Annotated in this window: 20 protein-coding genes and 3 pseudogenes; 8 read left to right on the top strand and 15 right to left on the bottom strand. The window is 58.7% G+C overall.

What is annotated here, in order from left to right:
* Nucleotides 1–225: 225 nt before the first annotated feature.
* The gene (locus F7R06_RS06250) at nt 226–471 is read left to right on the top strand and encodes a hypothetical protein (RefSeq protein ID WP_139204779.1); all 246 of its coding nucleotides are present in this window, start codon (nt 226–228) and stop codon (nt 469–471) included.
* 44 nt (nt 472–515) lie between these two features.
* Here F7R06_RS06250 and F7R06_RS06245 read toward each other — a convergent pair whose 3' ends face one another.
* The gene (locus F7R06_RS06245) at nt 516–725 is read right to left on the bottom strand and encodes a hypothetical protein (RefSeq protein WP_090321379.1); all 210 of its coding nucleotides are present in this window, start codon (nt 723–725) and stop codon (nt 516–518) included.
* Between the two features lie 808 nt (nt 726–1533).
* On the opposite strand from F7R06_RS06245, the gene lpxO reads away from it, so the two are divergent.
* Complete coding sequence (gene lpxO / locus F7R06_RS06240; protein ID WP_090321381.1) at nt 1534–2433, top strand: lipid A hydroxylase LpxO; 900 nt, start codon at nt 1534–1536, stop codon at nt 2431–2433.
* Between the two features lie 66 nt (nt 2434–2499).
* On the opposite strand, the gene ku is transcribed toward lpxO, so the two are convergent.
* On the bottom strand, nt 2500–3360 hold the full coding sequence (gene ku / locus F7R06_RS06235) for a non-homologous end joining protein Ku (protein WP_090321383.1): 861 nt from the start codon (nt 3358–3360) through the stop codon (nt 2500–2502).
* A 189-nt stretch (nt 3361–3549) separates the two neighbouring features.
* Here ku and F7R06_RS06230 point away from each other — a divergent pair, with 189 nt between their 5' ends.
* Nucleotides 3550–3906 (top strand): hypothetical protein, encoded by a 357-nt coding sequence (locus F7R06_RS06230; RefSeq protein WP_151149653.1) that lies wholly within the window; start codon nt 3550–3552, stop codon nt 3904–3906.
* A gap of 51 nt (nt 3907–3957) precedes the next feature.
* Nucleotides 3958–5109: a PQQ-dependent sugar dehydrogenase gene (locus F7R06_RS06225; RefSeq protein WP_090321388.1), complete on the top strand. Its 1152-nt coding sequence runs from the start codon at nt 3958–3960 to the stop codon at nt 5107–5109.
* A gap of 52 nt (nt 5110–5161) precedes the next feature.
* Here the strand turns inward: F7R06_RS06225 and F7R06_RS06220 are convergent, their stop codons facing one another.
* On the bottom strand, nt 5162–6259 hold the full coding sequence (locus F7R06_RS06220; protein ID WP_090321391.1) for a GNAT family N-acetyltransferase/peptidase C39 family protein: 1098 nt from the start codon (nt 6257–6259) through the stop codon (nt 5162–5164).
* A 92-nt stretch (nt 6260–6351) separates the two neighbouring features.
* Between F7R06_RS06220 and F7R06_RS06215 the strand changes: the two genes are divergently transcribed.
* The 3 genes and pseudogenes from F7R06_RS06215 to ilvA form a co-directional block, all read left to right on the top strand.
* Nucleotides 6352–7938 (top strand): RimK family protein, encoded by a 1587-nt coding sequence (locus F7R06_RS06215; RefSeq protein WP_090321394.1) that lies wholly within the window; start codon nt 6352–6354, stop codon nt 7936–7938.
* 7 nt (nt 7939–7945) lie between these two features.
* A complete protein-coding gene (locus F7R06_RS06210) occupies nt 7946–8869 on the top strand; it encodes a magnesium transporter CorA family protein (protein WP_090321398.1) in 924 nt (307 codons plus the stop codon).
* Nucleotides 8870–9174: 305 nt separating this feature from the next.
* Nucleotides 9175–10170, top strand: a pseudogene (gene ilvA / locus F7R06_RS06205) (threonine ammonia-lyase, biosynthetic); the annotation flags it as partial.
* A gap of 62 nt (nt 10171–10232) precedes the next feature.
* On the opposite strand, the pseudogene eco reads toward ilvA, so the two are convergent.
* Nucleotides 10233–10714, bottom strand: a pseudogene (eco, locus tag F7R06_RS06200) (serine protease inhibitor ecotin).
* Between the two features lie 303 nt (nt 10715–11017).
* Between eco and F7R06_RS06195 the strand changes: the two are divergent.
* Nucleotides 11018–11290, top strand: a complete 273-nt coding sequence (locus F7R06_RS06195; protein WP_090321402.1) for a DUF1652 domain-containing protein — start codon at nt 11018–11020, stop codon at nt 11288–11290.
* Here F7R06_RS06195 and F7R06_RS06190 read toward each other — a convergent pair.
* The 11 genes and pseudogenes from F7R06_RS06190 to F7R06_RS31025 all read right to left on the bottom strand — a co-directional run.
* On the bottom strand, nt 11287–11682 hold the full coding sequence (locus F7R06_RS06190) for a hypothetical protein (protein ID WP_090321404.1): 396 nt from the start codon (nt 11680–11682) through the stop codon (nt 11287–11289). The genes F7R06_RS06195 and F7R06_RS06190 overlap by 4 nt on opposite strands.
* Nucleotides 11683–11773: 91 nt before the next feature.
* Nucleotides 11774–12049, bottom strand: a complete 276-nt coding sequence (locus F7R06_RS06185; RefSeq protein WP_090321406.1) for a DUF2790 domain-containing protein — start codon at nt 12047–12049, stop codon at nt 11774–11776.
* Between the two features lie 281 nt (nt 12050–12330).
* Nucleotides 12331–13275: a carbohydrate kinase family protein gene (locus tag F7R06_RS06180; RefSeq protein WP_090321408.1), complete on the bottom strand. Its 945-nt coding sequence runs from the start codon at nt 13273–13275 to the stop codon at nt 12331–12333.
* Nucleotides 13276–13288: 13 nt separating this feature from the next.
* Nucleotides 13289–14785 carry a xylulokinase gene (xylB, locus tag F7R06_RS06175; RefSeq protein WP_090321411.1) on the bottom strand — a complete coding sequence of 499 codons (1497 nt, stop codon included), beginning with the start codon at nt 14783–14785 and terminating at the stop codon, nt 13289–13291.
* Between the two features lie 108 nt (nt 14786–14893).
* Nucleotides 14894–16366, bottom strand: coding sequence for a mannitol dehydrogenase family protein (locus F7R06_RS06170; RefSeq protein WP_090321414.1), 1473 nt, complete (start codon nt 16364–16366; stop codon nt 14894–14896).
* Nucleotides 16367–16382: 16 nt separating this feature from the next.
* The gene (locus F7R06_RS06165; protein WP_090321416.1) at nt 16383–17486 is read right to left on the bottom strand and encodes an ABC transporter ATP-binding protein; all 1104 of its coding nucleotides are present in this window, start codon (nt 17484–17486) and stop codon (nt 16383–16385) included.
* A 145-nt stretch (nt 17487–17631) separates the two neighbouring features.
* Nucleotides 17632–18462 (bottom strand): carbohydrate ABC transporter permease, encoded by an 831-nt coding sequence (locus F7R06_RS06160; protein WP_007936731.1) that lies wholly within the window; start codon nt 18460–18462, stop codon nt 17632–17634.
* 10 nt (nt 18463–18472) lie between these two features.
* The gene (locus F7R06_RS06155; RefSeq protein ID WP_236693137.1) at nt 18473–19372 is read right to left on the bottom strand and encodes a carbohydrate ABC transporter permease; all 900 of its coding nucleotides are present in this window, start codon (nt 19370–19372) and stop codon (nt 18473–18475) included.
* Nucleotides 19373–19573: 201 nt separating this feature from the next.
* On the bottom strand, nt 19574–20884 hold the full coding sequence (locus F7R06_RS06150; protein ID WP_090321419.1) for an ABC transporter substrate-binding protein: 1311 nt from the start codon (nt 20882–20884) through the stop codon (nt 19574–19576).
* 346 nt (nt 20885–21230) lie between these two features.
* Nucleotides 21231–22136: an AraC family transcriptional regulator gene (locus F7R06_RS06145; RefSeq protein WP_090321422.1), complete on the bottom strand. Its 906-nt coding sequence runs from the start codon at nt 22134–22136 to the stop codon at nt 21231–21233.
* Between the two features lie 80 nt (nt 22137–22216).
* Nucleotides 22217–22378 (bottom strand): annotated as a pseudogene (locus tag F7R06_RS31025) (PI-PLC domain-containing protein); the annotation flags it as partial.
* Between the last annotated feature and the right edge of the window lie 36 nt (nt 22379–22414).

Here is a 22414-nt window from a genome sequence, read left to right as displayed (position 1 = left end):
GGGTACTTTCCTAATGCCTCTCATGGGATGCGCCCCCTTCCAGGATTCATATGTCAGACTTGGAAGTGAAGGCGCCTCTCCCTTAACGTGCTGGTCAAGTCCAATGCAAATGGCTGGTCAGGTCGAATGCGAACAGGTGGGCAAATCAGTGCAATTACCCACCTCCCTGGCCGGATTTTTTTCCCGCGCTACAATCTTCAGAAATCCCACCCAATGGACGCGGCCATGACAACCGAACGTCCTCAGCTGAAACTGGTATCCAAGGACCACAATCTCGACGTCTGGAAAAAGACCTGGACCATCATCGAGGAGCAAGTGGTCTGTCCGCAGCGCGCGGCGATCCAGCCCATCGAGTTCCGCTTCCGCCCATTTAGGCACGCAATATACTGCCCTCGACTCGGGAAGATTCATTACCCGTGGAACGACCTCCTCGAGATAATTGCAGGCCAGCTGAAAAATGGACTGGTGTGATCAATCCAGATGGCAGGTCCTGGCCGATTTCTGCCTGTGAACGATCACTCTGGTGTCATCAGTACCGCGAGCGTCATCTTGATGAACTCTTCATTCTTGTCGATCGTTTCCAAGGCGCCACGCACATTTCCACCGACCTCGGTTGCTCCGCGTTGCTCGACCCAAAGCGTAAGCTCCATGATGGCAGCCTCCAGGGCGAGTTGGTTTTCGTTGATTTTGAACAGCAGGGAAGGGAGCAGGTCAGAGTTTGGCATCGTGAATCCTCCGTGAAGAATTCAGCGTAGCAGTCGAATGTTGGGAGGGTGACTTGCTGCCCCCCTTCCCTAAGCAAGGGTCGGCTTACCCCAAGCCGACAAACCAAGAACTGGTAGTGCCCGTGACAGGCCTGTCTTACACCCTGCTTAAAAATTGCTACAAGAAGAAGTAATAAAACGCGATGGGCTAGGCGTGCCGGGGCTGCAGTGGATTGCTACATCCAATCCATCATCGAACCTCATCGTAGAGGGTCGCCGTATTGGAGGTTAGGGGGGATCCTGATACCAATTTTGATACCAAACGGCGTTATTTCAGGTGTTTTGATGCGATCCGATGCGGCTTAAGCCCTTGATTTTTCTGCGCTTGAGGCTACATCACGATACCTGGAAGATCGCATGGTGATGTTAGCTGTAGAGATCAAAGGTTTTTCCTGCGAAGCATTCAGAGTAGCGGGTGGCGGCAGTACCGAATCAGTACCTGCGCTGAGGCCGGGATCATTCCCGTCATCAACCAAGGGGGGGCGCATAAAGTTTGGCGGCGATTGTACTGGTCTGGCTCTTTAAACGATAGGGCAATCCGGCCCCTCAGACGCTTTGCTGGCATCAGTGGACAGATTTTCAACATTTCAGGTTAACTATTGGTTACAAAGTGTGGCTAAAATGCCACCTATCATTAGTTGCCGATATTCAGCACCGGCTCAACGGCGTGCCATAGGGCTGCTAATCATATTCAGACGCTGCAAAAGCCCCGCAGGCCAGAGACTGGCAGGGCGCGCAGTTTGTTCACCCATGACGTGTGACGAATTCCGTGAAACTCATCATTGCCGCTATCTACGTTGTCTCCATCGCGTATGTCCATCTGCGTGGGCGGGTGCGCCATAAACTGGGCCGCCAATTGAGCGACCACTCGACGTTTCTGGCGCCGATCAACTGCTTCCTTTATCTGTTCTCGAAGCTTCCCAGCAAGCCGTATCTCAATCCGGCCGACTTTCCCGACCTGAGCCCGTTGCAGGCCCACTGGGAAGAAATCCGCGCCGAAGGCCAGAACCTCTTGCAGGCCGGGGAGATCAAGCGCTCCAGCCAGTATGACGATGTGGGTTTCAACTCGTTCTTCAAATCCGGCTGGAAACGCTTCTATCTCAAGTGGTACGGCGACAGCCATCCGTCGGCGATGAAGCTCTGCCCGCGCACCACCGAACTGGTGCAGAGCATCGGTTCGATCAAGGCAGCGATGTTCGCGGAATTGCCACCGGGTTCGAAACTGGTGCGTCACCGCGACCCGTACGCCGGCTCATACCGATATCACCTGGGCCTGGCGACGCCCAACGACAGCGGTTGCTACATCAACGTCGATGGCGAGAACTACCATTGGCGCGATGGTGAAGCGGTGATGTTTGACGAGACGTACATTCATTACGCCGAAAACGCCACCGAGCAGAACCGGATCATTCTGTTTTGCGACGTTGAACGGCCGATGAAGTATCGCTGGGCGGCCGCGTTCAACGCCTGGTTCAGTCGCAATGTGATGTCGGCGGCTGGAGCGCCGAACGAGGAGGGTGACCGGATCGGCGCCATCAATCGACTGTTCGGCAGGATCTACAAGATTCGTCTGCGCGGCAAAGAACTGAAAAAGCGCAACCGCAAGCGCTATTACCTGGAAAAGTGGGCGATCTTCGGCGGGTTGCTGGCGATTTTCATCCTGGTCTGATTCATTCGCCGGGTCGACCGAGGGCATCGCGGGCTTGCCTTCGGTGAGCCAGGCCGGCCGCGCGCCTTACTTGCTGACTTTTTTCCTTGCCGCCGGTTTGGCAGCCGGTTTGGGTTTTGCGGTCGCCTTGCCTGGCGCCTTGCCACCCAGACTGCGTTTGAGCAACTCAGTCAGGTCAATGACATCCGCTGTCTTGCGCTCCTCTTCGCCGGTGGCCGTTTCCACATCCTCAATCTTGCCTTCGTGGGCTTTCTTGTCCACCAGGGCCATGATCTTGTCCTCAAACTCGTCCCGGTAGTCATCCGGCGACCACTCGGCGCTCATGTCCTCCACCAGTCGCTTGGCCATGTCCAGTTCGCCCTTGGCCAGCTCGGCCTTGGTGACGTCAGGGCCTAGCGCCAACTCCTCCAGGCTGCGCACTTCCGCCGGCCAGCGCAGTTTCACCAGCACCATGGCCGATTCCAGTGGCATCAGCGCCGCCAGATACTGGCGGGTGTGCAGCACTACGCGTGCCAGGGCGACTTTTTTGGTTCGGGTAAGCGTTTCGCGCAACAGCGCATACACCTTGCCCCCGCGTTTATCCGGTGCCAGGTAATAGGGTGTGTCGATGTTCTGCAACGGGATCTGTTCGCTGTCGACAAAGGCAAAAATGTCGATGGTCTGGGTCGACAGGGGATGCGCCGAGCGAATTTCCTCTTCGCTGAGCACCACGTATCGACCCTTTTCGTACTGGACACCCTTGACGATGTGTTCCTTGGTGACTTCCTTGCCGGTGATCTTGTTGACGCGCTTGTAGCCAACCGGGTCCATGCTGCGGCTGTCGAGCCAGTCGAAATCCACCCCATGGGAAGACGTCGCCGAGACCAGGGCGACGGGGATGTGCACCAGGCCGAAACTGATTGCGCCCTTCCAGATTGCCCGCGCCATGGTCGTCTACTCGTGAGTGATGATCAGCTGACACGTGGCGTCTGGAAAAAGTTTCAGCGACCTTCAGCCCCGCCGGGATGGGCGCCAACCTCGTGTTACATCTTCTCGGAGGTTTTTGTTAACAAATACGAACCCCGAGCGTAGCGTGCTATCGAAGACTCTATTCTGGCTCACGTCGAGAGACTCCCCATGAACCGATGCATGCTTGGCCTCATCACGCTGGCCCTCAGCGGTTTCATCATCCCGGCGGTTCAGGCTCATGTGGCAGGGTCAGGTGCGCCGATGCAGATCGCCCAGAACTTGCCGGGCAGCAATAACAATCCCTACAACAGTCCGATTCGCCGCGCCAATCCAAACAGCATGCAGGGTACACAGCCGAGCGCACCTGCCGTCCGTGGGCCGAACACCGTGCCGGTTCCGCGGCCACCGACCCTCGATAATGGTGGCGTCGGCAATCGCTATCCCCAGGATCGGCCGGCACCCCCCCCCCCCCCCAAGTTCATCTCCAACCCGCCTCAGCGAGACCCGGACGCCCGCAACCCGTGATGGCCGGGCAGCCAGGCTGTCGGTCATTTCTCATGACAAAAGGAATCGTGCATGTTGCGTAAAACCCTTCTGGCCATTGTCTGCGCCAGCGCCTTGATGACTACCACGTTGTCCGCCATGGCGGCGGCTGCTCAGGAGATGCCGAGCGAGCAGGGCACGCTTGAAGTCACACCGATCGTCACGGGGCTGGAACATCCCTGGGCCCTGGCGTTTCTGCCTGACCGCCAGGGCATGCTCGTGACCGAACGGCCCGGCAACCTGAGGCGGGTGACGGTTGACGGCAAACTCTCAGCACCGATCAGTGGCGTGCCAGAGGTCTGGGCCAAGGGGCAGGGTGGCTTGCTGGATGTGGCGCTGTCACCCGACTTCAAGCAAGACCGCACGGTCTACCTGTCCTATGCCGAAGGTGGAGGTCAGGGGGACAAGGCCGGGACTGCCGTCGGCCGTGGGCGCTTGTCCGAAGATCTGACCTCACTCAAGGATTTTCAGGTGATTTTCCGTCAGGAACCGAAGCTGTCGGTCGGCAACCACTTCGGCTCGCGGCTGGTGTTCGATCGGGAGGGCTATCTGTTCATTACGCTGGGAGAAAACAACGACCGCCCGACCGCCCAGGACCTCGACAAGTTGCAAGGCAAGGTGGTGCGGATTTACCCCGACGGCAAGGTGCCGGACGACAACCCATTTGTCGGTCAGGCCGGCGTGCGCCCGGAAATCTGGTCGTACGGTCATCGCAATCCCCAAGGCGCGGCGCTCAACCCCTGGACCGGCATCCTCTGGGAGAACGAGCACGGTCCCCAGGGCGGTGACGAGGTCAATATCATCGAACGCGGCAAGAATTACGGCTGGCCGCTGGCCACCCATGGCATCGACTATTCCGGCCAGCCGATCCCCGAAGCCAAAGGCACCACCGCCGAAGGCACCGTCGCACCGCACCATGTCTGGGAGAAATCCCCCGGCCTCAGTGGGCTGGCGTTCTACGACGGCGACCGATTCAAGGCCTGGCAGCACAATGCGTTTATCGGTGCTTTGGTGACTCAGGAGCTTATCCGCTTGCAGTTCGACGGTGATCGGGTGGTCCACGAAGAGCGCTTGTTGGGTGAGCTCAATCAACGCATTCGCGATGTGCGGCAGGGACCGGATGGCTATTTGTACGTGCTGACCGATGAAGCGAACGGTGGACTGTACAAGCTGGGACTGAAATAACGCGCAGCCCCGTGGAGAGGGGCAAGCCCCCTTGCCATAGCAATCGGAGCGTTCACTCGCGACGATACAAGATCACCGCCGCCCGCAGCTTGTCCCGGCCGAATCGGCACATTTTTTCGAATTCCCCGTGGCTGACCGGCAGATGCTGGCAGTCCATGGGTTGGCGATGCTGGCTATGGTCCACGTCGGGATCATGCAGATAGACGAATTCGTCGTCGCAATCGGTGACGATCACCCAATGCGGCGATTTCGAACGGGTCAATCGATAGCTGCTGATCAGCACCAACGGCTGTCCACCCTGTTCCAGCAAGCGCGGCAGGTTCAGCGCCCCGCCCATCGCACACTCGACATCAGTGGCTTGCAACTGCGTCGTGAACTCATCGTGCACCAGGCGCATGACGTCTTTTTTATGCTCGTCGCGCACACCGTCGAGGAATAAGGGGCCGGCCATGCTCAATTGCAGATTCACCCGAAAACCCCACCGCCATGCCGCCAATGCCAAGCCCTGTGGACTGCAACCTCCGTGACCGGAAGTCATGAACACGGTAGTCGCCTCGCGCCAGATCTGCAGTTCTTCGCGGCGCTCCAGCGCTCGGCCCTGTTGCAACGCGCCCATAGCCATCAGCAGACAGGCCGGACCACAGGTGAAATCGGTGGTTTGTGGGTAATAGGGCACCTGGATGTTTCGAGAGTCGCGGTGCTGAAGGATGCGCTTTTCCAGGCGCAACGCGTCGGCGTGGTCCTGGTAGTAGTCGTGAATCAACGCGAAACGCCGATAGCCATTGCGCTCATACAGGGCAATCGCTGCCGGGTTATCGATGCGCACCTCCAGCCGCAAATAGGCGCAATCGTGCGCCAGTGCACAGGCCTCGATGCGCTCGAGCAATTGTTTGCCCAAACCGCTGCCCCGCGCCTGGACCGCGATTGCAATCGAATACAGGCGTGCCAGCGACGTACCGCGATGGAACAGCACAACGGCATATCCCACCAGGTCCTCGCCACGCTGGGCCACCAGCAGTTGTCCGTGTGCCCGAGTGATCATCCATTGGAAGCTGCGACTGTTGAGCCGATCCGTGGTGAAACACTGTTCTTCAAGTTGCAGTAGTGCAGGTAGATCCTCAGTGACCGCCAACCGAAATACCAGACTCATATGACCACCGTAAAAGTTGCGTAATGAAACGGGACTTTCGAAAAAGTTCGTGCTTAATAGGAAAGGTCTTGTTCTCCAACGGATCAATCACTATGTCAGCGGTACAAGGTCATTGGCGCGCAGTATCCGAGCAAACTTTGCCGGCAGCAATCACTTCCGCAACTTATTTAAATGATGCGAATAGAACTTCCAGCCAATTGATTATCATCGTCGAGCGCAAGGAAGATTGGGCCTCTTACTTCCCCAGTGAAGACATCGTTACGGCCCAGGAGTATCTCGAGCAAACCCGCGACAATGACCAGGGCAAACGCGTTCAGGTGATCAACCTGTGCCGCAGTTACAAGTACCTCGGGCATGGCTACTATTGCTCCCTACTGGCCGAAGCGCGCGGCCACAAGGTCATCCCGTCGGTGCGGACCATCAGTGAGCTGACGCGTAAATCCCTATATGGTCTGGCGCTGGATGATCTGGACAAAACCCTTGAGAAAGCCCTCAGCCATCATCTCTACAGTGACACCGAAGGTTTTACCCTGACCTTGTATTTTGGCAAAACCAACATCGAGCCTTTACAGGATCTGGCGCGCCAACTATTTGAAGTGTTTGCCTGTCCGATTCTGTTAGTTGAGTTTCGCCGAACTAACGGTTGGCACATCGAGGGCATCAAGTATGGTGCGCTGCACAAGTTGCGTGAAGATCAGGAAGATCAGTTTGCGAACTCGCTGGATAGTTTCAGTCGCAAGATCTGGCGAATGCCGCGATCAAGGCGTCTGGCTCGTTATGACCTGGCGATATTGCACGATCCCCAGGAAGCCTTGCCGCCGTCCAACGCCAAGGCGCTGGACAACTTTGTCAGGGTCGGCAAGACCCTGGGTATCGACGTCGACTTGATTGAGCGCAAGGATTACGCACGAATTGCCGAGTACGACGCGCTGTTGATCCGCGAGACCACCAGCGTCGACAACCACACCTATCGTTTCGCCAAGAAAGCCGAGAGCGAAGGGCTGGTGGTGATGGACGATCCAACGTCCATCCTGCGCTGCACCAACAAGGTGTACCTGACAGATCTGCTCAAAAGCCACCAACTGGGCATGCCTGCCACCGAAATCCTCTACAAGGAGCGACCGGAAGATTTCGAACGGGTCGGCGAGCGCCTCGGTTTTCCGTTGGTGTTGAAAATTCCCGACGGCTGTTTTTCCCGAGGCGTGATCAAGGTTGAAAGCCAGCAGGCATTGCTCGAAGCCACGGCCGAGCTGTTCGAGCATTCCGTGCTGTTGCTGGCCCAGGAATTCTTCTACACCGAGTACGACTGGCGCATCGGCATACTTAACCGCAAACCGATCTTTGCCTGCCAATACTTCATGTCCAAGGGGCACTGGCAGATTTACAACCACAAGGCCAAGGGCCAGGACATCAACGGCGAATGCCGGACCCTGGCCGTTCACGAAGCGCCCCGCGCGGTGGTGGAGCTGGCTGTGAGGACCGCCAACCTGATCGGCGATGGCTTGTACGGCGTAGACCTCAAGCAGTCCGGTGACAAAGTGGTGGTGATCGAAGTCAACGACAACCCGAACATGGACGCCGGCATCGAAGACGCTTATTTGCAGGACGATCTGTATTCACTGGTCCTGGAGGAATTCGTCCGCCGCCTTGAACTCAAACGCCGCGGCCAGGCCTGGTGAGCGGCCCATGATCAAAAGTTATCAGTTGAGCCACGGTACGCTGCACGCCGTTGAAAGACTGGATGCCGAGGTGATGTTGTTCAGCAATCCCGACACCGCCGAACGGGACCTGCTGCACAGTCAATTCAAACTGGATGATCACGCCCTGGCCTCGGCGCTCGACCCTGACGAGGTGTCGCGCATCGAATTTCACCCCGACAACCTGTTCCTGATCTGGAAGCGACCGGACAATTACTCCGGCGCCGACAACCTGGCTTTCCAAGTGTCGTCCTGCGGCCTGTTGTTTTGCCCGGGCCGCTTGCTGGTGATCACCACTGACGATGCGCCCCTTGGCGGACTCGGCAAGCGCCAGCCGCTGAACACGCCACTGGATGTGCTGCTCGAATTGCTGTTCAACAATATCCATCACTATTTGGGGCACCTCAAAGTGATCAAGATGGTTGCCCGGGAGTTGCAGCAGAAATTCAATGCGTCGATGCAGAACCAGCACTTGATCCAGATGTTCAATCTCAGCGAAAGCCTGATCTATTACATCAACGCCATTCACAGTAACGGCGCGGTACTGACCCGGTTGCGCAATCATGCGGAAAAGGAGCACTTCGGCGCCCATGCCATTGGCCTGATCGACGACCTGATCATCGAAAACAACCAGTGTTACAAGCAGGCGGAAATCTACTCGACGGTGTTCTCCGGGCTCATCGACGCCCGGGGCAACCTGATGAACAACAGCATGAACAACCTGCTGCGCAAACTGACATTGATCAACGTGGTGTTTTTGCCGCTGAACCTGATCGCGAGCATCGGCGGCATGTCCGAGTTCAGCATGATGACGGCGGGGACCCCGTGGTGGGTTTCTCATCCATTGTTTTTGCTGGCAATGATGTTCGGGGCAGGGGGGATGTTGCTGTGGCTGAAGCGATTGGCGAAGTGAATGGAGGCCACCTTCACAGTAATTGAAGTGCTCACTAAACCCTGTGGGAACGGGCTTGCCCGGGAAAGCAATCTCGACGACGCTACAGATTAAGGATCAACAAGCCAAAGAAAATTGGCCATTGACTTGCCATCAGCACCCGGCTAATTTCCGGTCATGACTTCCACCGTATTGCGCTGCCAGCCAAGCATTATTACCGCCATTCCTCATTTGGCGGGCTAGCTCACGACTGCAGCACCCAACCCGCCCTAGAGGCGGGTTTTCATTTTCTGTCTCGGGGCTCTGATCAACGTCAGGAGACGATCATGACCCGCGTGCACACCCAACAATCCCTGCTTGAGCATTACGTCAAAAAGATCCTAGCGGCGCCGGTCTACGAGCTGGCGGTGCGCACGCCGTTGCAACCGGCGCCAGCGCTGTCTGCGGCATTGGGTAATCAAATCCTGCTCAAACGCGAAGACTTGCAACCCACCTTCTCCTTCAAGATCCGTGGCGCCTACAACAAACTGGTCCAACTGAGCCCTGAGCAAAAGGCGCGGGGCGTGGTGACGGCGTCGGCGGGAAATCACGCCCAGGGCGTGGCGTTGGCTGCACGTGAGCTGGGGATCGACGCCACAATCGTGATGCCCGCCACCACACCGGAACTGAAGGTGCTCGGGGTGCGCAGCCGTGGCGCGGATGCTTTGTTGCATGGCGAGAGCTTTCCGTTTGCCCTGGCCTTTGCCCTGGAACTGGCGCAAACGACCGGGAAGACTTTCGTTTCGCCCTTCGATGACCCGGATGTGATCGCGGGGCAGGGCACCGTGGCCATGGAGATCCTGCGTCAGCACCAGGGGCCGCTGGACGCTATTTTCGTACCGGTGGGCGGTGGTGGCTTGATCGCCGGCATTGCGGCGTACGTCAAATACCTTCGGCCTGAAGTACGCATCATCGGTGTCGAATCGGAGCACTCCGCTTGCTTGCAGGCAGCATTGCAGGCAGATCAGCGCGTCGTCCTGCCAAGCGTCGGCACCTTCGCCGATGGCGTGGCCGTCGCACAGATCGGCGCCCATGGCTTTGAAGTGTGCCGGTTTTGCGTCGACGAATTGCTGACCGTCAGCAACGACGAACTCTGCGCCGCGATCAAGAATATCTATGACGATACCCGCTCGATCACCGAACCTTCCGGTGCATTGGCGGTGGCTGGCATCAAGAAGTACGTCGCCAGAAGCGCAGCCCGTGGCCAGACCTTCGTGGCCATCGATTCGGGGGCCAATATCAATTTCGACAGTTTGCGGCATGTGGCCGAGCGCGCCGCGTTATGCGACGCCCCGGCGTGAATCAAGTCAGCCGGCAAGCGGACGCCAAACGGTGCGTTTCACGGTTACTCAGCGATTGCGTTATCGACTTTGCCGGAGGCTGACCAGATCCGGTAGCGAACCTCGACGTCCTTGGGCACGTAGAGCACGATGGGCAGTTTGCTGTTGTAGCGCAGCATGAACCCGTCACCGACCACCGGCACGAAGTCCTGGTGACTCTTGCCATTCGGGCATGCCATGAGGGTGCTCATCGGGCCGATGACTTTTTCCAGGCGGTAGAACGGATAGCCCCAACCCTCAAGGTTTTTCTCTTCGAGAATGCCGCCCAGGCCTGGCGATTGCAGTCGACGTTCAAGGTTTTGCCGGCGAGGATCTCGACCTGGTAGTCGTCTTCACGGGCTTGCGGGGTGAGGTGGATAACCTGGCGGGTAAAGCCACTTTCAGGTTTCGGAAAGGGGGCGACCTCTTCAAGTTTCGCTGCGTGCGCAGCGCTCGACAGTACGGCAACTATCAGCCCAACGGTGGTGTTAGCGGTCCAACAACCCATGTTGCCTCCTTGCGTATGTGTGGGGTCAGCGGATACTGGATCAGCGTGTTTCTATTCTTGACGGCATCGGCGGCTAATGCAAACCGGACATCGGAGTGTGCAAATTGCAGGGCCTCTGAATGTGTTTTTTGCAAATTGCACGGTCAATATTTGAGAACGCCGGAATAACTTCTTGATTTACCGATGAACTGCACAGCGAAATTCAAGGCATGTTTTATGCTGGAGTAGTTCTCAAGCTGGCCGGGATTTCACATGAGTCAGCACCGACAGTTGATTGGCAGTCTCACAAAGGAGAGGGTCGCCATGTTTTTATCTGCCTTGGAACTACGCAACATCATTGAAAGCAGTTTTCTACCGAAGCGCTGCCAATGCACGCTGACGCCGGAGTTGTCGATGACGGTAAAAGTGTATTCGGACGGTGAGACCGATCAGCTGGATCTATTGAAAACGGGCATAAACGCTCAACAACTCAATGGCTGCCGGGAAATCAATGATTTGATCGCCGAACTGCGTTCAGACCTTGAACTTCACCATACGGAAAGCGTTCACCGCCACGTGGTGGGCAAGGCCGGTTAGCCCACTGTCTCGAGCTCCGCCGATACGCGTCGGGTCTGGAAAAACGCCAGGCCCAGCGCCAGTTCGAATCCGACCGCAAGCAATATGCCCGGACCCACATGGCCATTGAGCCATTCGCCGAAACCCAGCGCCGCCAGTCCCCAGCATCCAACCGTGAAGCCATAGCTCAATGCTTGACGGATGGGCGACGGTGCTTCATTGCGAATCCGATAAAAAATCACGCACAACGCCGCAAACAATACGGCGATCCGTCGTGCCATCAGTCCAGCCGCCAGCGAATATTCGATATCCCAGGTCGCCAGTAACCACTGGGGCGTCAACCCCCAGACCAGCGCCAGTAGCAGACACAATGTGGCAGTGAATGTCGACAGCGTACGAAACGATAACTGCATGGCGAATCCTTGCGGCAGTGGGGGAAGGCGCTAGAGCATAGCGCCAGAACCCGCTCACGAATACCGCAAGGTGTTATTTCAGACTTTTCAGTCAGTTCTGATAACTGCAGGCGTCAGACAGTTTCCGGTAGGCGATTTCCGCAGGCTTGCCTGACTGGTCATCGATGTACTTCATTTGCGCCGTGACAACCTTGCAATCCAGGGTGTCCGGTTCGGTCAGCGCGATGACTTTACCCACGTGCAGCGACATGCCGTAGTGATAGGAAGGTACGGATTGAGTGGTGGTAGTGGTGTCGTTGGCCTGTGCAACCCCTGTCAATGAGACACAGACCAGGGCGGCGGAAACGAGCAGGGTGCGCGAGTTCATGAGACGATCTCCAGTGCAGGCGTAAGTCAGCTCGACGTGTTGTCGAACCTGCCGCACTGGGCGTCAGAGGGCTCTGCGGGAGTGCGGTCCAGTAGAGTGTTGGACTGCGCGATTAAGCATTGGTTAAGTCACCTGTACGCCGCCTGTCGCCTGGCCACTACCGTTTGGCGGCAACGTTCCGGCTAAGGTCGTCGAATCTCCCACGGCGCCCGTTGTGAATGACCGGGAATTGTAGGAACGGGCTTGCTCCGGGCCGCGTTCCTGCGACAGGGCCTTCGAATTCAACGACGACCCAATTGATGCCGATACGGCAAGTCCGGTCCGGTCTTGCTGCACGTCAGCGCCGCAGCCTGAACCGCAAACCTGACCATCGCGTCGATCTGTTCACGACTCAATTGGCCCACGCCTTCAGCCGAATCCAGCTGCTGCTCGGTCAACCAGGTAATCAAAGCCGCTTGAAAGGTATCGCCGGCACCGACAGTGTCGGCGATTTTCACCGCACAGGCGGGAATCGACCACGAACCGTGGGCGCGACTGAATACGGTGGCGCCTTCGCCACCTCGGGTCAAAAACGCCAACTGACAACGGTGCTGCAACCAGCCATCAATCACCCGTGCCGGGTCTTGCCCGGGATACAGCAGGTTCAAGTCTTCATCGCTGACCTTGATCAGGTCGGCATGTTCGACCAACGTGGCAATCCGTGAGCGCCACAGCTCGATGTTGGGTTCAGGGTTAAGCCGCACGTTGGGGTCGAGGCTGATCAGGCGCCGGCCACTTTCGCGACGCACCAACTCCAGCAGCGTGTCGGCCACGGGTTGCACGACCAGCGAATATGAACCGATGTGCAACCCGCGCACTTGCGGCCCCAGTTCCGGCAGATGTTCCGGTTTCAGTTGCCGGTCCGCGCAGCCCTCGCCACGGAAGCTGTAGTGTGGCGAGCCATTGGCCCCGACCGCGACCATGGCCAGGGTGGTGGGCGCTGGGAAATCCACCAGGTAGTCAGTGCCTACGCCTTCGTCCTGCAACACTTGCAACAAGCGCCGACCGAGGTAATCGGTCGACAATCCGGCAAACAGCGCTGCGTCGACGCCCAGGCGGCACAAACCCACCGCGACGTTGAACGGCGAGCCGCCGGCAATCGCCTTGAAATTCACTTTTGAAGCCAATTCGCTGGCGTCGTTTTCACTGAAGAAATCGAACAGCGCTTCGCCACACACCAGATACATAGTTGTTCGCTCTTTAAAGGGTTGCGACATGCTGTCGATAGCGTTCGTAGGCCTGTTGGGAGGCCATCACGTTTTCTGCAATCGGCAAGGTTTCACTGGCCAGGTCGAGTTTCACGCAACGCTCGCACAGGTCCGAGAGGCTGTCTTCGTGGCCGTTGGCCCAGGATGTACTCCACGCCGCCTGAATCGCCGCGCCCAGGGCGGCGGCTTCGCTTTGTTCGGTGCAGATCACTGGCGTGTTCATGGTGTCGGCGACTATTTGCCGCCACACCTGACTTTTCGAACCGCCGCCGATCAGGCAGATGCTGCGGCTTTGTAAGCCATTGTCGCGCAGCAGGTCCAGTCCATATCGCAAACCGAAGGTAGTGCCTTCGACCACGGCACGGCACAGATTGGCTTGGGTCAGGTTGGTCATGTTCAGACCCAGGACGCTGCCGGTGGCATGGGGCAGGGCGGGCACGCGTTCGCCGTTGAGGAACGGCAGCATACACACGCCTTCGGCGCCGATGGGGGCCTGGGTGACGAGCGCGTTGAAACACTCGATATCCAGATCGAACAACTCGCGGATCACCCCGGTGACGTTGGTCAGGTTCATGGTGCAGATCAACGGCAGCCAGCCGCCGCTGGAGGAGCAAAAGGTCGCCACCGCAGCGTCCGGACTGACCTTCGGCTGATCGACATAGGCGTAGATCGTCCCGGACGAACCGAGGCTCATGGTGATCGCGCCCGGTTTGATGTTGCCCGTGCCGATCGCGCCCATCATGTTGTCACCGCCGCCGCTGGAGACCCGCGCGCGCGGGTTGATGCCCAAGTGCCCGGCGATGTTCGGCAGCACGGTGCCGACGGGGGCGTGAGCATCGATCAGTTCCGGCAACGCCGCTTGCAAGCGGCCGCTGGGGTCGATGTCACGCAGCAACTGCAAATCCCATTGGCGGGTGCGCACATTGAAGTAGCCGGTGCCGGAGGCGTCGCCGTACTCGCTGCAGCTGCGCCCGGTGAGCCAGTAGTTGAGGTAATCGTGGGGCAGCAGCACGTGAGCGATGTGGGAGAAAATCTCGGGATGCTGTTCCTGGGTCCATAACAGTTTGGACACGGTATAGCCTGGGGCGATGACCACACCCAGACGTTCCAGCGAGCCTTTTTCGCCGCCCAGATGCTTGAGCAGTCGATCGTTTTCTTCGACGGTTTCGGTGTCGCACCAGAGCTTGGCCGGGCGCAGCACCTTGCCTTGATGGTCGAGCAGCACCAGGCCGTGTTGTTGGCCGGATACGCCGATGCCGAGAATGGCCTGGCCGTCGACATTGGCGGCTAGCAAGGCGCGCCGGGTGGCGAGGGTCAACGCGTCCAGCCACTGCGCCGGGTCCTGTTCACGGCGGCCATTGGCGCCACTGATCAGCTTGTGCGCAGCAGCGCCCTGGCCCAGCACTCGACCACTGACGGCGTCCAGGATAATGGCTTTGGTGCCCTGGGTGCCGCAGTCGATGCCGAGGAAGAGTTGTTGGTTTGTCATGGCAGGTCCTGTGTGTCAGGTCGATCTTGGTGACCATTGAGCATCTGCGTTGTCTGTCAGGTCGTCATCGCGGGCAAGCCCGCGACGGCAGCAGCTTCAACGCAGGACTTATGCCAGAACCCTCTCCAGCGTCCGCGTCACCCCGACATCGCGCAAGCTGTTGCAGCACCACTCAAATGCCGCGACAAACTCCGCCGAGCGCGGTATCGCCGTGCCAAAGATCTCCTCGACCCCCAGCATCCGCTGGGTGATCAACGCATCATCGGCCACCAGCGCCTGGCAGAACGCCGCCCTTGGGTCCGGGATGGCGTAGGTGTCACCGTTCTCGTCCACTCCTTTCAAGTACAAGGCCCAGGCGGCCACGACCAGCGCCGCCCGTTTGGTGTCCTGACCGTCGGCGATCAGGCGGTTGATGGTCGGTACGGTGAATTTCGGAAACTTCGACGAACCGTCCGAGCAAACCCGCTCCAGTTGGTCGGCAATCGCCTGGTTGGAAAAACGTGCCACCAGCGTGTTTTTGTACTCGGTCAGGTCAATTCCCGGCACCGCTGACAACTGCGGGGTCACGTCCAGGTCCATGTAGGCGCGCATGTAGCGCACGAACAGCGGGTCGTTCATGGTTTCGTGCACGAAGCGGTAACCCTTCAGAAAACCCAGATAAGTCAGGGCCAGGTGACTGCCATTGAGCAGTTTGATCTTCATTTCTTCATAGGGCGTGACGTCGTCGGTGAACTGCACGCCGACCTTTTCCCAGGCCGGACGACCATTGACGAATTTGTCTTCCAGCACCCACTGCACAAAGGGTTCGCAGACCACTGGCCAAGCGTCGTCCAGCCCATGCTTGTCGGCCAGTTGCAGGCGATGTTCGGTACTGGTCATGGGCGTGATGCGATCGACCATGGCATTGGGGAAACTCACGTTGCGCTCGATCCAGTCGCGCAGACCGGCGTCGCGCAATGCCGCGAAGGCCAGCAACGCCTTGCGGGTGACGGCCCCGTTGTGCGGCAGGTTATCGCAGGACATCAAGGTGAACGCCGGTGTGCCAGTCGCCCGGCGTTTGGCCAGTGCGGCACAGAGGAAGCCGAACACGGTTTTCGGTGCGTCAGGGTTCGCCAGGTCATGCTGGATCTGCGGCAGCCCGGCCATGAACTCGCCATTGCTGTCATCGATGCAGTAGCCGCCTTCGGTGATGGTGAGCGAGACGATGCGGATCTCGGGGCTGGCCAGTTTTTCGATCAGCGCCTGGGCACCGTCTTCGGCCAGCAGCATGTCGCGAATGGCCCCGATGACCCGCACTTCGGTGTCGTCGCTATCGCCCAGTTCGAACAGGGTGAACAGGTAGTCCTGTTCTTTCAGATCGTCCCGGGCACGGCGGTCTTCGGCGCGCAGGCCGACACCGCAGATCGCCCATTCCAGGCCTTCGCCGGTATTCATCAGGGCGTCGGTGTAATACGCCTGATGGGCGCGGTGAAAGCCGCCGACGCCAATGTGGGCGATGCCTTGGCGACTGTCACTCAGGGCGTAGGCGGGCAGGGCCACCTCGGGGGCGAGGCGGTTGAGGTTCTGTCTATTGAGTTTCATCACAGGTTCTCTGAAATCAGGCGGCAACGGGCAGTGGGCGGGTCAGCGCCACGCCGTTGGCATCGAATAAATGGCAGTGCCCGGCGTCCAGATGCAGGCTCAAGGACTCACCGTAGCGGCTGGCCAGATCACCGCGCACACGCATGGTCAAGGCCTCGCCGGAAGCGGTCACGACGTGACAGAAGGTGTCGCTGCCCAGGCGTTCGCTGACGTCGGCAGTGACTTGCAGTGTGCAGTCGCCGGGCTTGGCCAGCTCCAGGTGTTCCGGACGAATGCCCAGGGTCACCGCGCCACCCACGGTCAGGTTGGCAGCGCTGAGCGGCAAAGTGATGCGGGTGCCGGCGTCCAGTTGCACTTCGCAACCCTGGCTGTCGACACGGCTGACGTTGCCCTTGAGAAAACCCATCTTCGGCGTGCCGAGAAAACCGGCGACAAACAGGTTGGCCGGTTGGTGATAGAGGTCCAGGGGCGAGCCGACTTGCTCGATCTTGCCGCCGTTGAGCACCACCACCTTGTCGGCCATGGTCATGGCTTCGACCTGGTCATGGGTCACGTAGATCATCGTCGCTTGCAGGTCTTTGTGCAGGCGCAACAGTTCCAGACGCATCTGTACCCGCAGTGCCGCGTCGAGGTTCGACAGTGGTTCGTCGAACAGGAAAATCTTCGGGTTGCGCACGATGGCCCGGCCGATCGCTACGCGCTGACGCTGACCACCGGACAATTGCTTCGGTTTGCGCTCCAGCATCGGCCCCAGCTCGAGAATGCGCGCGGCTTCGCTGACTTTCTTCTCCACTTCAGCCTTGGGCACGCCCGCCAGATCGAGGGCGAACGACATGTTCTTGCGCACGCTCATGTGCGGATACAGGGCATACGTCTGGAACACCATCGCCAGATCGCGCTTGGCCGGGCTGACCTCAGTGATGTCGCGGCCATCGAGTTCGATGGTGCCGCCGCTGACTTCTTCCAGGCCGGCGATCAGGCGCAACAGGGTGGATTTGCCGCAGCCCGACGGGCCGACGAATACCACGAATTCCTTGTCGTACACTTCCAGGTCGATGCCTTTGATGATGGAAAAGCCTTCGAAGCCTTTCTGCAGATTCTTGATTTTCAGGTTGGCCATGGTGGTGGGCCTCCACTGTTGGTTATTTGGTTGAACCTGTAGGAGCGAGCTTGCTCGCGATGAACTCACAGGCGACACGTTTGTTGAGGCAGCCCGCGTTATCGTTTACGTCCATCGCGGGTAAGCCCGTTCCCACAATGGGTATTCATTTCACGGCGCCGAACGACAGGCCGCGCACCAGTTGTTTCTGGCTGATCCAGCCGAAGATCAGGATTGGTGCGCAGGCCAGGGTCGACACCGCCGACAACTTGGCCCAGAACAATCCTTCGGGGCTGGAGTACGAGGCGATCAATGCGGTCAGTGGCGCGGCTTTCGATGAAGTGAGGTTCAGCGACCAGAACGCTTCGTTCCAGCACAGGATCAGCGACAGCAGGACGGTAGAGGCCAGCCCGCCCTTGGCGATCGGCAGCAACACGCGGACCATTTCCTGCCACAGGGTCGCGCCATCCAGCCGAGCGGCTTCGAGGATGTCTTTCGGGATGTCCTTGAAGTAGGTGTAAATCATCCAGACCACGATCGGCAGGTTGATCAGGGTGTAGATCACGATCAGCGCGATGCGCGTATCCAGCAGACCGAAGCTCTTGGCCAGCAGGTAGATCGGCATCAAGACGCCCACCGGTGGCAGCATCTTGGTCGAGAGCATCCACAGCAGCGTGCCTTTGGTGCGTTGGGTTTCATAGAACGCCATCGAGTAGGCCGCCGGCACCGCAATCAGCAGGCACAGCGCGGTGGCGCTGAACGAGATCACCACCGAGTTCCAGGCGAAACTGAAGTAATCACTGCGCTCGTTGATGTGCAGGTAGTTCTCCAGGGTCGGGGTGAAGATGAACTGCGGCGGCGTGGCGAACGCGTCAATTTCGGTCTTGAAACTGGTCAGCACCATCCAGAAGATCGGGAAAAAGATCAGGATCGCGATGGCCCAGGCCAGGGTGCCGAGCAGCAGGCTTTGCAGGCGACGGGATTGTTGAAGGGTCATGGCGCGGGCCTCAGGCTTTATCTGTCAGGTTTTTGCCGATCATTCGCACCAGCACGATGGCCGCGATATTGGCGATCACCACCGCAATCAAGCCGCCGGCGGAGGCCATGCCGACGTCGAACTGCACCAGCGCCTGGTTGTAGATCAGGTAGGCGAGGTTGGTCGAGGCGTAGCCGGGGCCGCCGTTGGTGGTGGTGAAGATTTCGGCGAACACCGAGAGCAGGAAGATGGTTTCGATCATCACCACCACGGCAATGGGCCGGGCCAGGTGCGGCAACGTCAGGTGCCAGAAAATCGCAACGGGCCCGGCACCGTCCAGGCGCGCGGCTTCCTTCTGTTCCTGATCGAGGGACTGCATGGCAGTCATCAGGATCAGGATCGCGAAGGGCAGCCATTGCCACGAGACAATGATGATGATCGACAGCAGCGGGTAATGCGCCAGCCAGTCCACCGGTTGCGCGCCGAACAGTTTCCAGACGTAGGCGAGCATGCCCGACACCGGATGGAAGATCAGGTTTTTCCAGATCAGCGCTCCGACCGTGGGCATGATGAAGAACGGCGAGATCAACATCACCCGCACGATGCCTCGGCCGAGAAATTCACTGGCCTCCAGCAAGGCACTGATCAACACGCCGAACACCACGCTGATCAGCAGCACGCTGCCCACCAGCAACAGGGTGTTGGTGGCCCCGGGCAGGAACCCCGAGTCCGTCAGGAAGTAGGTGAAGTTCTCCAGCCCGACGAATTCGTTTTCACCCGGATTGAGCAGGTTGTAGCGAATCATCGAGAAGTACAGCGTCATGCCCAACGGCACGATCATCCACAGCAGCAGCAACGCCACCGAAGGGCTGACCAGAAACCAGCCTGGGTTGCTCAACCGGCTTTTACGCAGCGGTTGAGGGATTTCCATGTGAGCTTTGGCAGTTGAGGTATTCATGGTGATCACGACCGTTTGGGTGCAGATACATGTTCAGGAAAGAACAACATTCCTGACATAGACGCGAACCCTGTGGGAGCGGGCTTGCCCGCGATGGCGATTGAGCCGTCGACATCAATGTTGAATGTGCCGGCCTCATCGCTGGCAAGCCAGTTCCCACAGGTTAAGTGGCGGTTACTTGGGATAACCGGCGCGCTTCATCTCTCGCTCTGTGGTTTGCTGCGCCGCCGTCAGGGCCTGGTCGACCGTCATCTGACCGATCAGCGCCGCGGAAAACGACTTGCCGACCTGGGTGCCAATGCCCTGAAACTCGGGAATGGTCACCAACTGAATGCCGATGTAGGGCACCGGTTTCAGCGTCGGCTTGCTCGGGTCTGCGGCTTTCAGTGACTCCAGCGTCACCTTGGCAAACGGCGCGGCACTCATGTACGCCTCGCTGTAGGTCGAGGCCCGGGTGCCTGGCGGCACGTTGGCGATGCCGTCTTTTTCTGCAACCAGCGCACTGTATTCCCTGGAGGTCGCCCAGGCGCTGAAGGTTTTCGCCGCATCCTTGGCCTTGGAACTGGTCGGGATCGCCAGTGCCCAGGAGTACAGCCATGCCGAGCCTTTGTCGGTGACCTGATGCGGGGCGTAGGTGAAGCCGACGTGATCGGCCACTTTGCTTTGGGTCTTGTCGGTGACGAACGAGCCGGCGACGCTGGCATCGACCCAGATCGCGCATTTGCCGCTGTTGAACAGCGCCAGGTTTTCGTTGAAACCGTTGCTCGATGCGCCCGGCGGGCCGGATTTCTTCATGGTGTCGACGTAGAAGTTCAGCGCGTTTTTCCACTCGGCGCCGGTGAATTCCGGCTGCCATTGCTCATCGAACCAGCGCGCGCCATAGGCGTTGGCGAGGGTGGTGATCAACGCCATGTTCTCGCCCCAACCGGCCTTGCCGCGCAGGCAGATGCCGTACTGCTCTTTATCCTTGTTGGTGAGTTTGCCGGCGAACTCGCCGATCTGTTCCCAGGTCGGGCGCTCGGGCATGGTCAGCCCGGCGTTCTTGAACAGGTCGGTGCGATAGTAGGTGATGGAGCTTTCGGCGTAGAACGGCAGTGCGTACAACGAGCCCTTTACCGACAAACCTTCACGCACCGAGGGGAACACATCGTCGAGGGCATAGCTCGCCGGCAGGTCCTTCATCGGTTCCAGCCAACCCTTGGCGCCCCACAGTGCCGCTTCGTACATGCCGATGGTCAATACGTCGAACTGCCCGCCCTGGGTGGCGATGTCGGTGGTCAGGCGCTGACGCAGGACGTTTTCTTCAAGCACCACCCAATTGAGCTTGATCTCGGGATGCTCGGCCTCGAAGGTTTTCGAGAGCTTTTGCATGCGGATCATGTCGCTGTTGTTGACGGTGGCGATGGTCAGGGTCTGGGCGCCGAGGCTGACGCTGCTGAGGGTCATGCAGGTGAGGGCAAGCAGAGCTTTTACAGAAGGTTGCATCGTGCACTCCTTTTCTGCTCCCGTGGGGGGACAGAAGGACGGTTATTGTTTTTGTGTCTTCCGCTTGTAGGAAGAATCTGCGCTGATTACAGCCTTCAATTCACGGCGAAACAAATCATCCGTCGCACTTGAATCGATACTTTTTTGCACTGGGGTTTAGAGCGGTAGACGCAGGGAAGGGCTTTTCAGCGGTGAAGTGATATCGAATCCGTACAGGTTTTCGACACCAGGCAGGTCAAAACCTGTGGGAGCTGGCTTGCCAGCGATGGCGGTGGATCAGTCGATAGAGATGTTGGTTGCGCAGGCCTCATCGCTGGCAAGCCAGCTCCCACAGGGACGGGTGATGTCAGCCGTGGTTTTGCTCGGTCAGACGCTGTACCACCAACCGCCGGTAATGGGACGGCGTCATGCCCTTGAGCTGTTGAAAACGCCGGTTGAAGTTGGAAATATTGTTGAAGCCCGATTCGAAACAGACGTCGGTCACCGGTTTGTCGCCGTCGGCCAGCAACTCGCAGGACTTACTGATGCGCAGGCGATTGACGAACTCGATGAAATTGCGCCCGGTGGCCTGTTTGAACACCCGGCTGAAATAGGTCGGTTTCATGCCCAGGTGCTCGGCGACTTCTTCTAGCGGCAACTCCCGCGCGTAGTGGGCAAAGATGTAATCCACCGCGCGGTTGGTGCGGTCGATGTTGTGCTCGTCAGCCAGTTGCGGCGTCGTGGCGCCGGACAACAACTGATAGTCGTCAGTGGCTGCGAGCAATCCCAGCAGAATGAAAAAGTGCCCCAGCCGCGTCACGCCCTGCGTATCGGCGATGCGTTGCATCAGGTCCATCGCCTGGCGGATGGTGTGCTTGCAACGAAATTCGATGCCGTACTGCGCCCGCTCCAGCAGCGGGGCGAGGGTCTTGAGTTCGGCGAACACCTGATAGCCGCTGTCGAACAACTCATCGGTGAAGTTCACCAGCATGTCGCGCTTGGGCACCACTTCGTCTTCGGCCACCTGGCTGATCCAGTTGTGCGGCAGATTCGGGCCGGTCAGGAACAGGCTTTCGGGGTAGAAGTTGCCGATGTAGTCGCCGATGAACACCTTGCCGGAGCTGGCGACAATCAGGTGCAACTCGTATTCCTTGTGGAAATGCCAGCGTACCAACGGGCAGGGAAACCCGTGCTGGCGGTAGATGATGGACAACCCGTTGTGGTCATCCATCAGCTCATAGGAAGGGTCGGTTACTCTGGCATTACGAGTCATGTCGGCACGCTTTTCTTGTTAACGCACCGTGATCATGCCCTTTGCGCAGTGGCAAATGCCAGTTTGCCGCAATATGACGTCTAGCGAGACCTTGTGCACTCATGGAACGCGTGGCCGTAAACGGCTTTCATGCTGCTGGGGCTCCAGCAATAGCGGACGATGTCGGATTCTTCGAAAAAATCGGTGCTGATGATGCAGCAGCGCGTGCCCCGGCTTCGTGTGGTGCTGAACCAGTCGTAGATAAAAACCATCGTAGGGGGCATCTGCCAGCGTTATTA

Source organism: Pseudomonas moorei (assembly GCF_008801475.1).
Lineage (GTDB): Bacteria > Pseudomonadota > Gammaproteobacteria > Pseudomonadales > Pseudomonadaceae > Aquipseudomonas > Aquipseudomonas moorei.
This window is presented reverse-complemented; position numbering and strand designations above follow the sequence as displayed.